This is a genomic window from Undibacterium parvum, from assembly GCF_003955735.1.
GTDB classification, from domain to species: Bacteria; Pseudomonadota; Gammaproteobacteria; order Burkholderiales; family Burkholderiaceae_D; genus Undibacterium; species Undibacterium parvum.
Window position 1 is genome coordinate 4,302,395 of record NZ_CP034464.1, and the last position, 15,880, is coordinate 4,318,274.

At 52.1% G+C, this 15,880-nt stretch carries 15 protein-coding genes; 7 read left to right on the plus strand and 8 right to left on the minus strand.

Features of this window, described 5'->3' with window-relative positions:
* Positions 1 to 23: 23 nt before the first annotated feature.
* From EJN92_RS18800 to EJN92_RS18815, 4 genes are all read left to right on the plus strand, one after another.
* The gene (locus tag EJN92_RS18800) at positions 24 to 434 is read left to right on the plus strand and encodes a group II truncated hemoglobin (protein WP_126129228.1); all 411 of its coding nucleotides are present in this window, start codon (positions 24 to 26) and stop codon (positions 432 to 434) included.
* Between the two features lie 105 nt (positions 435 to 539).
* Positions 540 to 2,000 (plus strand): DNA recombination protein RmuC, encoded by a 1,461-nt coding sequence (locus EJN92_RS18805; RefSeq protein WP_126129229.1) that lies wholly within the window; start codon positions 540 to 542, stop codon positions 1,998 to 2,000.
* 114 nt (positions 2,001 to 2,114) lie between these two features.
* On the plus strand, positions 2,115 to 3,149 hold the full coding sequence (locus EJN92_RS18810; RefSeq protein WP_126129230.1) for a DUF2167 domain-containing protein: 1,035 nt from the start codon (positions 2,115 to 2,117) through the stop codon (positions 3,147 to 3,149).
* Positions 3,146 to 3,886 (plus strand): site-2 protease family protein, encoded by a 741-nt coding sequence (locus tag EJN92_RS18815; RefSeq protein WP_126129231.1) that lies wholly within the window; start codon positions 3,146 to 3,148, stop codon positions 3,884 to 3,886. The genes EJN92_RS18810 and EJN92_RS18815 overlap by 4 nt, the downstream gene beginning before the upstream one ends.
* Before the next feature lie 43 nt (positions 3,887 to 3,929).
* Here the strand turns inward: EJN92_RS18815 and EJN92_RS18820 are convergent, their stop codons facing one another.
* Complete coding sequence (locus EJN92_RS18820) at positions 3,930 to 4,817, minus strand: LysR family transcriptional regulator (RefSeq protein WP_126129232.1); 888 nt, start codon at positions 4,815 to 4,817, stop codon at positions 3,930 to 3,932.
* A 222-nt stretch (positions 4,818 to 5,039) separates the two neighbouring features.
* Between EJN92_RS18820 and EJN92_RS18825 the strand changes: the two genes are divergently transcribed.
* Positions 5,040 to 5,435 carry a DoxX family protein gene (locus EJN92_RS18825; RefSeq protein ID WP_407701563.1) on the plus strand — a complete coding sequence of 132 codons (396 nt, stop codon included), beginning with the start codon at positions 5,040 to 5,042 and terminating at the stop codon, positions 5,433 to 5,435.
* 9 nt (positions 5,436 to 5,444) lie between these two features.
* Positions 5,445 to 6,119 (plus strand): glutathione S-transferase family protein, encoded by a 675-nt coding sequence (locus EJN92_RS18830; protein WP_126129234.1) that lies wholly within the window; start codon positions 5,445 to 5,447, stop codon positions 6,117 to 6,119.
* Positions 6,120 to 6,124: 5 nt separating this feature from the next.
* Here the strand turns inward: EJN92_RS18830 and EJN92_RS18835 are convergent, their stop codons facing one another.
* A complete protein-coding gene (locus EJN92_RS18835; protein ID WP_126129235.1) occupies positions 6,125 to 6,742 on the minus strand; it encodes a hypothetical protein in 618 nt (205 codons plus the stop codon).
* Here EJN92_RS18835 and EJN92_RS18840 point away from each other — a divergent pair.
* Positions 6,741 to 6,986, plus strand: a complete 246-nt coding sequence (locus EJN92_RS18840) for a hypothetical protein (RefSeq protein ID WP_126129236.1) — start codon at positions 6,741 to 6,743, stop codon at positions 6,984 to 6,986. The two genes, EJN92_RS18835 and EJN92_RS18840, sit on opposite strands and share 2 nt — an antisense overlap.
* 100 nt (positions 6,987 to 7,086) lie before the next feature.
* Here the strand turns inward: EJN92_RS18840 and EJN92_RS18845 are convergent, their stop codons facing one another.
* The 6 genes from EJN92_RS18845 to EJN92_RS18870 form a co-directional block, all read right to left on the minus strand.
* Positions 7,087 to 7,458 (minus strand): ComEA family DNA-binding protein, encoded by a 372-nt coding sequence (locus EJN92_RS18845; protein ID WP_126129237.1) that lies wholly within the window; start codon positions 7,456 to 7,458, stop codon positions 7,087 to 7,089.
* 301 nt (positions 7,459 to 7,759) lie between these two features.
* Positions 7,760 to 9,055 carry a molybdopterin molybdotransferase MoeA gene (moeA, locus tag EJN92_RS18850; RefSeq protein WP_126129238.1) on the minus strand — a complete coding sequence of 432 codons (1,296 nt, stop codon included), beginning with the start codon at positions 9,053 to 9,055 and terminating at the stop codon, positions 7,760 to 7,762.
* A gap of 7 nt (positions 9,056 to 9,062) precedes the next feature.
* Complete coding sequence (mobA, locus tag EJN92_RS18855) at positions 9,063 to 9,674, minus strand: molybdenum cofactor guanylyltransferase MobA (protein WP_126129239.1); 612 nt, start codon at positions 9,672 to 9,674, stop codon at positions 9,063 to 9,065.
* Positions 9,675 to 10,050: 376 nt separating this feature from the next.
* Positions 10,051 to 11,133: an IS110 family RNA-guided transposase gene (locus EJN92_RS18860; RefSeq protein WP_227869606.1), complete on the minus strand. Its 1,083-nt coding sequence runs from the start codon at positions 11,131 to 11,133 to the stop codon at positions 10,051 to 10,053.
* 260 nt (positions 11,134 to 11,393) lie between these two features.
* Complete coding sequence (moaA, locus tag EJN92_RS18865; protein ID WP_126129240.1) at positions 11,394 to 12,533, minus strand: GTP 3',8-cyclase MoaA; 1,140 nt, start codon at positions 12,531 to 12,533, stop codon at positions 11,394 to 11,396.
* Between the two features lie 148 nt (positions 12,534 to 12,681).
* Positions 12,682 to 15,690 carry an Rne/Rng family ribonuclease gene (locus tag EJN92_RS18870; protein WP_126129241.1) on the minus strand — a complete coding sequence of 1,003 codons (3,009 nt, stop codon included), beginning with the start codon at positions 15,688 to 15,690 and terminating at the stop codon, positions 12,682 to 12,684.
* Positions 15,691 to 15,880: the final 190 nt, after the last annotated feature.

Consider the following 15,880-nt stretch of genomic DNA (forward strand, 5'->3'; position numbering starts at 1 on the left):
AATATTAGTTAATGAATAAAAAAATGACTCAAGAAACACAACAGCAAGAAGAAAAATCCAATCTCTACACTTTGATCGGTGGTGCCGACAAATTGCGTGAATTGGTAGACCGGTTTTATGATCTGATGGAACTCGAACCGGAGTTCGCGGGTATCCGTGTCATGCATCCTCAGCCTATCGATAGTTCGCGCGATAAACTGTTTTGGTTTTTGTCGGGCTGGATGGGCGGCCCTGATCTGTATGTAGAGCAATTCGGTCATCCGCGTCTGCGCGCGCGCCATCTGGCCTATCCTATCGGTATTAGCGAGCGCGATCAATGGCTGCGCTGTATGGCTTGGGCGATGCAAGAGGTCGGTATAGAAGAGGGCTTCCAACTGCACCTGATGAATTCGTTTTTTCAGACCGCCGATTGGATGCGGAATAAGGCCGAGTAATACGCCTGAATAAGCCTGAATAAGGCCCAGTAAATTCCCAGAACTGTATTCGATCATTTTGATCGAATACAGTTTTTTATTCCGATAAATAACTTGTGCCTATCTATGAGCTTGCCTGAAATTTTTACCCTCTCGTTGTTAGCTGTTTTAGTGCTGCTCAATCTCATGCTGTTGCTGCGTAGCGGCCAAAAAAACGGCGATAGCCAAATCGAACAAAATCTCCAACAAAACTTTCAACAATTGCAGCAGGCCCAAGAGCGCAGCGAGCGCTCTTTGCGTGAGCAAATCCTGTCAAGCGCGCAAGCGACACGGCAAGAGTTGGGCAGCAATTTTTCACAACTGCAGCAAGTCTTGTCGACGCAGCTAAGCAATGCGGCAGCTCTGCAAAACAGCCAGATCGACGCCTTCTCGCAACAACTGGTGAAGCTGACAGAAGCCAATGCCCAGCAACTCGAGCAGATGCGTTTATCGTTGATACAGCAGGCGCAGACAGCCAGGGATGAGCAAGCTGCCAGCCTGCAGCGTTTTGCTGCTAGCCTGAATCAAGTGCTAGCCAATCTGACTGAGTCGAATGCCTTGCGCATGGGCGAGATCCGCGCCACTCTTGAGCAGAAAATCCAGCAACTACAAGCCGATAACGCCAGTAAGCTAGAAGAGATGCGTAAGACTGTTGATGAGAAGCTGCATGCGACCTTAGAGCAGCGTCTCGGCGAATCCTTCAAACAAGTCTCGGAACGTCTGGAGAAGGTCCATCAAGGTCTGGGAGAGATGCAGCAGCTGGCGATAGGGGTGGGCGACCTCAAACGCGTGCTGACCAATGTCAAGACGCGCGGTACCTGGGGCGAGGTACAGTTAGAGATGGTGCTGGAGCAGATGCTGACACCCGAACAATATGGCAAGAACGTCGAGACCATACCAGGCACGGGCGAGCGGGTAGAATTTGCGATCAAATTGCCGGGCAAGGAAGACGATAGGGCACCAGTATGGATGCCTATCGATGCCAAGTTCCCCAAAGAGCAATATGAGCGCTTGCTCGACGCTGCCGAACGCGCCGACGCCGATGGTGTGGCGCAAGCCGGAAAAGAGCTGGAGCGCGCGATCCGCAACGAGGCCAAAACCATCGCCGAAAAATATCTATCGCCACCTTTGACCACCGACTTTGCCATTTTGTTTTTGCCTACCGAGGGCTTGTACGCCGAAGTCATGCGTCGGCCAGGTTTGGCCGACGAGTTGCAGCGCACTTGTCGCGTCACCATTTCTGGCCCTTCGACCTTGTCCGCCTTGCTGAACAGCTTGCAAATGGGGTTCCGTACTTTGGTGCTGGAGAAGCGATCCTCCGAAGTCTGGCAAGTGTTGGGTGCGGTAAAAACGGAATTTGGTAAATTTGGCGAGGTGTTGGCCGCCACCAAAACCGCATTGGAGCGCGCCGCCAAAAATATCGATCATGCCGAAGTACGCACGCGCCAGATGACGAAAAAGCTCAAGCAGGTCGAGGCTCTGCCTAGCGATGCGGCGCATAGTTTGCTGGGGATAGATGGCGAGAACAGCACTGATGCTGAACTGTAAGCATGAGCTCTGCTGCTGACACCTAGCTTGCTCTTCATTAATTTGATAAAATGGCAATGAAATTATTCGGATAGCCGCGGCTATCCACTTTTTTATCCTTGGAACGACACTTTAATGAAACTCATACTAAAAAAATTCCTCGCCTTATTTGCGCTGGCGCTCGTGACGCAGTTCGCACAGGCTCAAAGCGAGGCGCAAAAGGCCGAGATTAAGGCCGCTTATGAAGAGGCGGATAAAGTCAAACAAGAGGGACCGTTTGAAGTAAAGATGCTAGATCAGGCGGTCTTGAGAATACCCGCCGGGCAGATCTTTATACCGAATCCAACTGCGTCCAGAATCTTGCGCGCCATGGGTAATAGTAGTGACGATAGTTTGTTGGGCGTGATTTTCCCGGCTGGTGATGAAAACTGGTTTGTGGTGGCGCGTTACGAAAAAGCCGGCTACATCAAAGAAGACGATGCCAAGGAGTGGAACGCCGATGAGCTATTGAAGAGCCTCACTGAAGGTGCCGAGACCGGTAATGTGGCAAGACGCGAGAAGGGCATACGCGAGATGCAGGTCGTCGGTTGGGCCGAAAAGCCGGCCTACGATGCCAATAATCATAGACTGGTCTGGTCTGCCATCAGCAAAGACAAAGTCGGAGTCGATGAAGATCCGGGCGTTAATTACAATACCTATGCCTTGGGACGCGAAGGCTATATCAGTTTGAATTTAGTCACCTCTTTGAAAGAAGTCGCGACACAGAAAGCGGTCGCGCAAAATCTATTAGGAAATTTAGAATTCACCGATGGCAAACGCTATGCCGATTTTAATGCCAGCACCGATAAAGTTGCTGAATACGGTTTAGCAGCGCTGGTGGCAGGTGTGGCGGCGAAAAAACTTGGCCTGTTTGCCGTCATACTGGCGTTTCTGGCGAAGTTCGCAAAAGTTGGTTTGCTAGCGCTGTTTGGCGGCGGTGCCTTGTTTAAGAAATGGTTTAGCAGTAAAAAAGATAAGGAGACTGCAGCGGTGATGGCTAGCGCTGCCGAGAGCACTCCCGAGAGCGCGACGGCGCCTGACAGCGGTGCTGCTCCGGTAAATCCGGAGGCGGGTAAGGATGCCAGTAAAGCGGCTGGCACTGAGCATACTCCGGGGCCAGGCGCAGTATGATTAAGCTTTTGTTGTTGCTCTTATCTGGCGCGAAATTTAGCAAACTCTTAGTTACCGGCGGCAGCATGTTGGTATCGGTTGCCGTGTATGCCATGGTGTTTGGCTGGTGGTATGCCGTCGGTTTCGTGTTCCTGTTGTTGGTGCATGAGATGGGGCATTATCTGGCGGCACGCCAGCGTGGCCTGAATGTAGGCTTGCCGACTTTCATCCCCTTCGTCGGCGCTTGGATAGAGCTTAAAGACCAGCCGCACAATGCCGAGACCGAAGCCTATATCGGTTTAGCTGGGCCGCTAGCGGGTACCGTGGGCGCAGTCATCTGTTATTTTTTTGCGCGTAACTACAATAGCGATTTGTTGTTGGCGGTGGCGTATTCAGGCTTCTTTCTGAACCTGTTTAATATGATACCGCTGTCGCCGTTTGATGGCGGGCGTATCACAGCAGTGCTCACGCCACGAGTCTGGTTTGCCGGAGTACCAGTACTAGCGGCACTGTTTTATTACCGGCCCAGCCCCATCCTGGTCTTGATCACTATCATGGCTGGCCCGCAATTGTGGCGCGCCTGGAAGTACGACGCCACGGCACCAGAAAATCAGCAGTATTACGGCATCGCTACCGACGTCCGTCTGACTTACTCGGCCTATTACTTACTCTTGCTAGGCTTTTTGGCGGTGATGACCAACGATGTGCATGAGATGCTGCAGGCTGTACGAACGGTGCATGGCAGTAGCGGTGCTTAAGCCCGGCCGGCATCGCATTTATAAGTGCTCGCCGCTTGCCGCTTTAGTCCAGATGTAAATGCTCAGCGAGATAGCTAAACACGGTGCTGACACGCCTTAAGTGGCGTGCTTCGGTGTGCGTGAGTAACCAGAGATCGGTTTGGCATTCATCTAGAACTTCGCTCACTTGGATCAGGTCGGCGCGGCCTTGCGCCAGAAAAATCGGCAGTATGCCCACGCCTAAGCCGCGTGCGACAAACTCTGTCACCGTGAGTATGCTATTCACGCGATATTTCGGAACGATTTTTGGGTAGTGTTTTTTTCTCCAGATTACCGAGGGATGCTCAGGCAGGGCCTCGTCGGGCGCTATCCAATCTTGTTCTTGATAAGCTATTTCGCGATTCGCTGCGGGAACTGATGCAGATTTTGCGCTGAATAGCGCTACCCGTATCGGACCTATGCGCTTGCCTATTAGATGTGGCGGCGGCCGCTTGGTGGCGCGCAATGCGATATCGGCATCCCTGCGCGTCAAACTCACCAACTCGTTACCTGCATGCAAATCAAATTCTAGCAAGGGATGCAGCACTCGCAGTTGCTGCAATGCTGGCGCCAGAACCCCATGCAATAGGGTGTCGGTACTGCTGATGCGTAGAAAGCCCGAGACTTGTTCTGGCCTCATTTGCAGCATAGTGCGCGCTGCTTCCAACTGGATCTCGATCTGCTCGGCAGCAGCGGTCAGCTGTTGTGCCAGCTCATTGGTCTGATATCCACTGCGCGATCGTTCGAACAAGCGCTGGCCTATCCCCTTTTCTATGCGTTGTATGCTTCTGAAAACGGTGGAGGCATCTTGCTCCAGGCGTTCTCCCGCCAGCGCCAAGGTGCCAGTGCGGCTCAGTGCCAGTAGCACCGCCAGATCGGCCGAGCTTAACTTGAATTGCGTTTTCGCATTCATAGTTTTCTATTCTGCATATTTTCATTGTAAAACCGCAATGCTACAGTGCATCCATTCTTAATTCAATGGACAACAAAAATGACTACCGGACCAGCCAAGCTCGCAAGGAATTCAGAGGCGAATTCAGAAGCCAATTCTAAAACTAAGTTAGCAAATAAGTTAGCAAATAAGTTAGCAAATAAGTTGGTAAATAAGTTGGCAACTAAGCCCAGCTATACGTCTATCGATTATGGCGTGACGCTGTTGCGCCTGAGCCTGGGTGTGATGTGGATAGCGCATGCCATGCTCAAACTTTTGGTATTTACTTTGCCAGGCACGGCTGAATTTTTTGTCAGTATCGGATACCCCGGTGTTCTGGCGTATCCAGTGTTTGCCGCTGAGCTTGGCGGCGGGCTTGCCTTGCTATTCGGTGTGTACGCCAGACAGGTAGCGCTGGCCTTGATGCCGGTGATGGCGGTCGCTGCTAGTGTACATTTCGCAAACGGTTGGGTGCATACCAGCCCCAATGGCGGCTGGGAGTATCCGGTATTCTTGCTGATGGCCTCGCTGGCACTGTGGCTAATGGGGGATGGTGCCTTTGCCCTGCGTCGCAGTCCTCGTTTTAGCCCCAACTTTTAAGGCGACATCATGACTTCGAAATTTGTTCTGGTTAGCCATGTCCTGTGTCCCTATGTGCAAAGAGTGGCGATTGTGTTGGCAGAGAAGGGCATCGTCTACCAGCGTATCGATATCGATTTGAAAAATAAACCGGCCTGGTTTCTTGCGATTTCCCCGCTGGCCAAGACCCCGGTTCTGCTGGTGGGAGAGCAGGCCATCTTTGAGTCCAGCGTGATCTGCGAATATTTGGATGAGACGCGTCTGCCCAAACTGCATCCGGAGCATGCTTTGCTGCGGGCCAGGCAGCGCGCCTGGATGGAGTTCGGTAGCAGTATTCTCAGCACCATAGCGGGTTTCTATAATGCCGTCGATGGGCAAGCTTTAAGCGCCAAGAGCCAGGAGTTACATGAAAAATTGAAACAGCTAGAGCTACTGTTACAGGATGGCCCGTATTTTTCAGGCCTGCAATTTAACCTGGTCGATGCAGTTTTTGCACCGGTGTTGCGTTACTTTGAAGTGTTCGAGACCGTATTCGGTATAGATTTTTTTGCCGATACCCCGAAAGTGCGCACCTGGTGGCGACACTTAGCGCAGCGCCCCAGCGTCAAGCATGCGGTAGGCGCCAACTATGCCGAATTATTGCTGGATTTTTTGAAAGCTAGACCGGTTATGCTTGTAGAAAACTACCGCCAGCGCTTAGCTTAAAACGTTTATTTGCACTTGTCAGCGGCGAGTAAATACAAGGCTACGGGTATCGCCAATAAACCTCCACCACTGTCTTTACCCAGGCAATCAGGCTTAGCTGCTGCCGCTACCGCGGTTTCTAGTCGGTCGAATTTTGTCTTGGGTTTGTCGTTAAGCTGCTTGCCACTACGTTCGGCCTGGAGTTCTATCTCCGTTTTGCTGTCCTGATAGGCTCTGCGTATTGCCTTGCTGTCTATCTGCAAAGGCGTGGAGAGCGTATCTGGCGGAAATTCGCTAGGTGCGCTAGGCACCGCTGGCGTGGCAGTCAGCGTCGTAGGCGCGATTGGAGTAAATTTTTTCGGTAGCGCAGGCTGGCTAGGTGTTTTTTGAAGCTGAACCGCTGGTGGCGCTTCGGGCGCTGTGTTTAATTCTTTAGGCGGCGTTAATTCGATAAAACGCAGATTGATGAACTGCTTGAGGCTGTCCGCACTTAGTCGTCTACTCTGCATGGCTGGCGCATAGGCCAATATTTTGATCAGTAACAGTGTCAGCAATAGCGACAGACTGGCGGCCAGGATGCGCTGACGCTGGCTGACTATGTGCCAATCCTGTGGTCTGTCTAGCTCAGTGCTTGATGTCTTCATGCTTATATCTGCTGTCGGCCTGTGTATGCTCAGTCTCTTGCAGGATAATTATCGATACAGCTCAGAGAGAGAAATTGATAATAAGTTCATACTGGCGCGAAAATACCTGATTTTCCCAAAATTAAAAAGCGAAGGCGCAGTATCCATGCGCCTTTCCCAGGCTTTTGCGGCTGGAGCCCGCATGGATATTGCGCATAGCACTTTAAAAGTATGTATTTTAATTTTAAAATTGCAACTTTATTGAGGACGGAGAAATCCTTGTGAAGAGACCTAAGGATGAAGCTAGCCTCAGCGCCCACAAAAAAGCCGACGCGTAGGTCGGCTTTTTGGAGCGTAAGGAAAAATTATTTCTTTTTCGCAGCTGGTTTTTGCTTGGCGATGATGGAATCCTTGATGCCATTGTAGACGTCTTCAGTCAAAATCTTCTTGGAAAGCAGTTCGTCTTTGCCTTTGTAAGGGCGGCCTTTGATGATGGCGGCGGAACGCGCCTCACCGATTTTTGGCAATTCGGCTAATTCTTTTTGAGTTGCACTATTGATGTCGAGTAAGACCGCTTTTTCGGCGGCAGCCGGAGCTGCTGGCGCGGCCGCTGCGGCTGCCGCGGCTGCCACGGGTGCGCTTGCGGCTTTTTTAGGCTCGTCTTTGGCTTGCACGCCACCTGCAAATACTGCCGACATACCGATAACTAGCAAAAGAGATTTCAAACGTTGATTCATCTTTATATCCTTTAATGAGACGGGGGTGTAAGTAAGACCTGCAGGGCATATTTGCATTATTTCTAAAATATTGCAGTGCACAGCATAGCATGTCTTGATGGCAACGTGAAAGCAAACAAATGTCAAAAAGTGTAGACATTTGGTGATGCTGCTAGCCATGAGTAAGTTGCCGATTATTAAATATTTTAGAAATTATTAGGACTTACGCAAAATTGTTCCAGCTAGGCGTAGCGCCGAAGACAGTACTTTAGTACGGCAAGGCGAGTGCAACGACGCTGGGGCATTTTTTCGTACGTCCTACTTATAGCAAACCCTCAAACATCAGCACCTCGACCTGGTCGCCAGCGGCCACGTTACCCTGCTCATCATGCAAGACCACCATGCAATTGGCCTCAGTCATAGAGCGCAAGATGCCTGAACCTTGCGATCCGGTGATGGCCACTTGCAAGCCTCCATCCGATGCGATCGAAAGGATGCCGCGCTGATATTCGGTGCGGCCAGCGCGTTTTCGGATAGGCGCTAGTGATTTTGCCGGCACTAAAGTTAAGGCGGGGCTAGTGGCACCCATCATGTGCAGCAGGGCGTTGCGGGCAAAAAAGTAGAAGGTCACCATGACCGCTACTGGGTTGCCCGGCAGGCCAAACAGATAGGCGCTACTTCCGTTAGCATGTATCTTGCCGAAAGCCATAGGACGGCCAGGGCGCATGCCTATGGTCCAGAAGGCAACGTCACCTAATTCACTCATGATTTGTTTGGTGTAATCAGCGGCGCCGACCGAGACCCCGCCCGAAGTAATGATGGCATCGGCGTTTTCACAGGCGCTTTGAAAGGCCGCTTTCAAGGAAACTGGATCATCTTTGATGACGCCCATATCTAGCATTTCGCAGCCTAGTCTTTGCAGCATGCCGTAGAGTGTGTAACGGTTGCTGTCGTAGACGCAGCCTTCATCTAAGTGTTCGCCTAAAGAGCGTAGTTCATCACCAGTTGAAAAGAAGGCGACACGCAAGCGTCTTTGCACGGGGACTTCGGCCACGCCGAGTGAGGCGAGTAAGCCTAGTTCGGCAGGGCGTAGTATTTTTCCTTTGCTCAGGGCTATTTTCCCCAGCGCCAGATCTTCGCCTTTAAAACGGCGGTTATCACCAGCCTTGATTTTGCCAAACGGTATCGTCACTTGCAGCTCGTTGGCATCTATGGTGAATTCTTGCGGGATCACAGTATCGCAATGCTCGGGCATGACGGCGCCAGTCATGATGCGCACGCATTCGCCAGCTGCTACCGTGCCGGCAAAGGCGCGGCCAGCGTAGGCTGTGCCTATGATCTTCAAAATTAAGTTGCCGGAGGCGGGTAAACAGCTGCTGCGTAAGGCATAACCATCCATGGCTGAGTTGTCGTGCGCCGGTACGTTGATGCCAGAAATAATATCTTCGGCCAGCACCCGTCCCAGGGCTTGCCTGAGTGCCAGTTTTTCTACCGCATGGATGGGCGTGACAAATTCCTGGATGATTTTTTGTGCTTGCGCGACTGGCAGTGCCTGCGGATCGTAATCGGACAGGCAAGAGACTAATTCTTGTAAGCTGGCGGGAGTAGGGGAGTTCATACTTAACTTATCCTTCGTGCTGACGTAGTTCGGCCAGGGTATTGATATTGCGAAACGCCGCACTGTCTTCGAACGGCACTTCCACCACTTTTAATGAGGCGTACCAGGCATCGACTTTACGCCCGCCACTTTGCAAGAACTGTGTTAAATGCGGCAGTAGCTCAGCCTTCATCAATGAAAAAACCGGATGCGACTGGCTGCGAGTTACACCGTCTTCCAGTTCCACCGTGGTGGCAACCGCCAGATCGGCGTCTTCTGCCAGTAAAGCCAGGGACAGGCGCGCTACCAGATCGTCTGGTAGAAAGGGCGAATCACACGGAGCGCTGACCAGGTATGGGGTCTCGCAGTGCGTCAAGCCTACTTGCAGACCGGCTAAAGGACCGGCGTAGCCATCAATCTGATCCGGCCAGACCTGGGCGCCGAAAGCCTCATAGGCGGCCAGATGTTGGTTGGCATTGATGATGATTTCGCCCACTTGCGGCGCCAGGCGCAGCATAACGTGCATCGCCATGGGCATGCCGCGAAACGCTTGCAAACCTTTGTCGACCTGGCCCATGCGAGTGCCGCGCCCGCCTGCAAGTATCAAACCTGTGATGTGTTGTTGCTCGATTGCTGTCATGGTTGCTTGAGTGTGTTGTGGTTGATGTAGTTGATTAAATTAAACAGTAGACCGTATGCGCACTATCCATGCGGGTTTATATGAACACCTTCCATTTGCCAAGGTATTTTTTATGTTTTATTAAATAGGTAAAGCTGCAGTTTTATATCCGGCCTTAGTGCAGGTAAATACCCTGCGGGCCCCGATGGAATCTGCTGACTCACGCCTCATTTCCAGGACGGGCTGTTAGCCCTAACCCGCATACAGGTTTGGTGAATCACGGTCTGACCTATTTGCCATCACACTAAAATAGCCTTACGCAAACTATGAACTTCTTTGTCTTGCCTTACCACTGACTCCTTTTGGAGCTCAAACTCAGTCATGCAATGCCGTATACTTATCCACGGCGGCGGGCGTGGTCCATCACAAGACCATGAACGCTCGCCGCGGTGGGTAAGTCGGCCGGTTTGACACTGACATGCCCACGATCATACTTTTTTCCGTGCGCCAGAATTGCCCAGATTGTCCTGGCCATTTTATTCGCCAGTGCCACGACCACGACATTTTTTGGCCGCCGCGGATTGATCCCTTGTAACCAGGCGCTCGGCTCCTTGCTATGCTCAAGAACAGATCGGGCACCGTGGATCAGCAGCGTGCGTAAGTAGCTGTCGCCGCGCTTGCTGATGCCTAGCAATCGCACCTTGCCACCCGTGCCAGTTTGCCCGGGAACGATCCCCAACCAGGCAGCGAATTGCCGTCCCGAGGTGAACACGTTGGCATTACCCACGGTAGCGACAACCGCGGTGGCGGTGATTAAGCCCACACCGGGTATTTCTGCGATGTCTTGGCTGGCCTGGTCTTCTTTCATCCAGGTCTGTAAGCGTCGCTCAATGTCTGCGACCTGATGATCGAGGGTACTGAGCATGTTCCAGCGTTCGCGTAGTGTCTCGATCAGAAAGGCCGGCAAACGCTCATCGAGGCGCGCCAGAATACCCGGCATAGCCGCATTGAGCGCGGCACGACCGAGCGCCATGACTTCGCCAAATTCCATCAATAAACCGCGCAGTTCATTACTTTGCATCGTGCGAAATTTAATCAGTTGCTGACGCATCCGGTGCAGTGCCAGCACCGCTTGTTGTGCTTCTGTTTTAAGCGCCACCGCTTTGATACCAGGCTGCTGTACGGCCATCCTGATGGCACGCGCATCGGCGGCGTCATTCTTGTTGCCCATCACAAAAGCCTTGACCGCTTTACCTGGCATGAGCTTGACGTGATGCCCCATTGCCGTCAATTTGCGGCCCCAGTGCTGCGCACCACCACAGGCTTCCATGCCGATCAGGCAGGATGTTAGGTTCACAAAATAGTCGAGAAATTTCGCGCGTTTGAGCTGTTTATTGAAAATCTCACCGGTTTCCTGATCAACCCAGTGCAACTGAAATACGCTCTTGGCAATGTCGATGCCGTATACGGTATGATTCATTTGGATTCTCCTTCTCTCAAGTGGTTTGGTGTTACAGCTCCACTTTGGCACATCGATGCCGTTGGGTTGTGAGAATCCTTCTTTTTTTCTCACTATTGCCCAATTGCACTGCCGTTACTCTTTCATCCGGGTGGAAGGTGTTCATTCCATTTCCAGCCTGCCTGGCCGCTAAGCCGCAGCCAGCTTGAGGCTAGCGCCTGCATGCCCTGAGACCCTTGGCTAGAGCGGGCTGCAGAGCTAGTGACGGTGCACGCCAGCGCCTAGCCACCGATGTAAGACATTTCAATCTTGTTCCTAGTTAAGCCTTGCAGATCCGTGTTTTGGCTACGCAATTGCGAATAGCGATCGCTTCTTGCTCCCCAAATCTGTGCCACCACGTTCGAAATGGCAAGCTCAGCATCGCTCTCGCTCGCTGCTAAGGCCGGGTCGCGTAACAGGGCGCGTAAGTCGTGGCCTTGCGTGGCGAACAAACAGGTGTACAACTTCCCTTCAGTCGATAAACGGGCGCGGCTGCAGTCTTGGCAGAAGGCTTGAGTGACGCTGGAGATCAGGCCGATTTCGCCCGCACTATCTTGATAGCGCCAGCGTGCTGCGGTTTCACCGGTGTAATTGGGGTTGATCGCGATCAGTGGCATACCGGCCGCCTGAATGCGCTGTACGATCTCGGCTGAAGGGATGACTTCGTCCAGTTTCCAACCATTCGAAGCGCCGACATCCATATATTCTATGAAACGCAAAATATGTGGGCTGTCTTTGAAATAGCGCGCCATAGGCACGATTTCATCATCGTTTAAACCCGCTTTGACCACCATATTGATTTTGATAGGGCCAAGCCCGACTTGATGCGCGGCCTCGATACCGTCTAGCACGTCTGCGACTGGGAAATCCACATCATTCATTTGCTGAAAAGTGCTCTCGGTAAGCGCGTCGAGCGAGACTGTGACACGGCTAAGGCCGGCATCTTTCAGACACTGGGCTTTGCGCGCCAAAAGGGAGCCATTGGTAGTTAAGGTTAGGTCAAGTTCGCGGCCATCGGGCGTGCGGATGGCGCTCAGCATCCCTATCAATTTCTCGATATTTTTCCTCAGTAGAGGCTCGCCTCCGGTCAGCCTGATCTTATGCACGCCGTGTGCCACAAAGATACGTGCTAATCGTGTGATTTCTTCGAAGCTGAGCAAATTGCTGTGCGGCAGGAATTGATAGTCTTTATCGAAAACTTCCTTGGGCATGCAGTACACGCAGCGGAAATTGCAGCGATCTGTGACTGAAATACGCAAGTCATGCAAAGGTCGAGCAAAACTATCTGCAAGTTTTCCTGTCGCGGCTAGCAACTGCTGCGGAATCTGCAGTTTTTTTGAGAACTGACGCAAATCAGTCAAAGGAATGAATTTTTCACTCATGAGTATCGATAGAGGCTCGATGGGGAGCGCCGATTAAAAATGGGAGTTCTCACAATAACATGTTTGCGCTGAGCGGTTTTTCTACGCAATAAAAAGCCCGGTAACATCGCTGTAACCGGGCTTGTGCTGGACCTAGCTCACATGCAGATTAGCGCTTGGTATCTATCATCACCAGCGGTTCTGTTGAAAGCGGCTCTACTGGCTTACGTTGACGTACTACGCGCGGTGCTGCAACTGTTGCTGCGCTTGCTGCTTGTGCTGCACGCAGTTTTTCAGGATCAGTGCTGGCTAGCGTCAGATCAGCTTGCGCTAACATGCTGTGCAGGCCTTCCATTTGCATAGGCGCAGGTGCGACCGGCGCACTTGCCACTGGCTTAGCGGCGACCACGGCGGGCGGCGTTAAATCCAGACTCGCTTGTGCCGGCGCTGCGCTTACAACGACAACTGGCGCTTCTGCTGCAATTTCAGCCGCCACTTCAGCCACTACTTCTGCAACTACGACAGGCGCAGTTTCAACTAGCGGCGCTGGCGTTACAGCAACAAGCGTTTCAACCGCAGCTTCCACCACTGCAAGCGGAGCAACTTCCACCACTGGAGCAGGTGTTGCTATCGGTGCAGCAACTGCAACAGCGATTGCTGGTGCTTGTGTTGTTGCGACTGCGACTGGTGTCACTTCAACCGGCATGGTAACTGCCACAACTTCGGCAACTTCTGTAGCTTCGACTACCGGTGCAGTGACCGTAGTAATTGCAGCAACGGCTACTTCTGTTGAAACTGCAGCTGCTGTAGTCGTAATCGCTGGGGCTGACTCGCTAGTAAGGCTGACTGGCGCAGTGCTAATAGCCGCATCACTTACTGCTGCTGAGTCTGCTGGCGTCGCTTCTGCGTTGTTGTCATTGCCTTCTGTGTCATCACGGTCACGACGATTACGGTTGCGACCACCACGACGGCGACGACGACGGCCATCACTTTGATCGTTGTCGGCCTCATTCACCGCTGGGCCATTTACCAATGCTGCGCTGGCAGTATTGACCTGATCCACATGGTCTGCAGTCGTTACTGCTGCGACGCGCATTGCATCTGCTGCAACTTCTTCCGTTTTGGCTTCTGCTGTGACGCTGTCTTTGCGATCTTCACGTTGACGTGGCTGACGTCCGCGACGCGGTTCCTGTCCTTCACGCTCTTCACGTGGTGGACGAGGCGGTTTAGGCTGACGCGGAGCTTGTGGCTCAGCCGCTTTAACGCTTTCGTCTTTGGCGTCTTTGTCGGCGCGTGGATTGGCATTGGCTGGACGATCTTCACGTTCAGCGCGATCACGACCACGACCGTTGCGATTGCGTTGGCCGCGATTGTTACGGTCGCCACGCTCAGAACGCTCACGGCTTGTCACTGGTTTTTCTTCTGGCGCAGGAGTAACTACCACCGCTTCAGCCGGTTTAGAGCGGAAAAAACTCATCAACTTGCTAAAGAAACCTTCTGAAGCAGGAGCTGCGACTGGCGTAGTGGTGGCAATTGCGGCAACCGGCACTTCTTTGCGTTCAACCAGCGGTGCAGTCTCAGGCGTAATGCTCTTGACCATGGCTTCTTGACGTGGCTTGACTTCTTCTTTTTGACGCTTGCTGTAACCGATGTCAGTATCCGCTTGCTCTGCCATAGCGTAGCTGGCGTGCACTTCTTCCAAGCGTGGATCGTCATGTTTCAGGCGATCTAACTTGTAATGCGGCGTTTCCAGATGCGTATTTGGAATCAGAATCACAGTAACGCGGTGACGTGTTTCTATCTTCAGGATCTCGCCACGCTTTTCATTGAGCAAGAATGCTGCAACATCGACAGGAACCTGTACGTGGATCGCTGCTGAATTCTCTTTCATCGCTTCTTCTTGAATAATACGCAGTACTTGCAATGCGGATGATTCAGTGTCGCGAATGTGCGCGGTGCCGTTGCAACGTGGGCAGGTAACGTGGCTACCTTCAGACAGGGAAGGGCGCAGACGTTGACGGGATAATTCCATCAAACCAAAGCGTGAAATTTTACCCATCTGTACCCGTGCGCGGTCATAGCGCAACGAGTCTTTCAGACGAGTTTCGACTTCGCGCTGGTTTTTGGCGTTTTCCATGTCGATAAAATCGATCACGATGAGACCACCCAAATCGCGCAAACGCAATTGACGTGCTACTTCTTCTGCGGCTTCGCAGTTAGTATTGAAGGCGGTGGTTTCGATATCGGAGCCGCGCGTAGAACGCGCCGAGTTGACGTCGACCGATACCAGTGCTTCAGTGTGATCGATCACAATCGCACCACCGGATGGCAGAGGAACAGTGCGGGAATACGCAGTTTCGATCTGGTGTTCGATCTGGAAGCGCGAAAACAGTGGCACATCATCGCTGTAGCGCTTGACGCGATGTACCATGTCCGGCATCACGTGGCTCATGAACTGTTGAGCTTGTTCGTAGATGTCGTCGGTGTCGATCAAAATCTCACCGATATCCGGTTGGAAATAATCGCGAATTGCGCGGATTACCAATGAAGATTCTTGATAAATCAGGAAGGCGCCAGCAGCAGACTTACCTGCACCGTCGATCGCGGTCCAGAGTTGCATCAGGTAATTTAAATCCCATTGCAATTCGTCTACATTGCGGCCTATACCAGCGGTACGGGCAATCACTGACATACCAGTAGGCAAATCAAGTTTGTCCATGGTTTCACGCAGTTCTTGACGCTCTTCGCCTTCGACGCGACGTGATACGCCGCCTCCACGTGGGTTATTAGGCATCAAGACCAAGTAGCGACCTGCCAGCGAGACGAAAGTGGTTAGAGCCGCGCCTTTATTGCCGCGCTCTTCTTTTTCGACCTGGACCATGATTTCCTGGCCTTCGCGCAATGCATCTTTAATTGAGGCACTACGAACATCGATACCTTCTTTGAAATAGCCGCGAGCTACTTCTTTAAACGGCAGAAAACCATGGCGTTCTTCGCCGTAATTGACGAAACAGGCTTCCAAAGATGGTTCGATACGGGTAATCACACCCTTGTAGATATTGGACTTGCGTAGTTCACGCCCAGTGGTTTCAATATCGATGTCTATGAGTTTTTGCCCATTGACGATGGCGACGCGAAGCTCTTCTTGCTGCGTAGCATTGAACAACATACGTTTCATTTTTATTACTCCGTGACCTGATGGTCATCTTTTGCTGCCAGCTCTTTATGGTAAGGCTAGCAAGCATGCTTACAGGGGGATGTATGCGAGAGCGGAGAGTTTGAGGGGGCGGGAAATGCCACCGGAACAACAAATAGACAAATCAATAGCAAAAACACATCAGCAAATGACGCTGTAAGCATATTTTGGC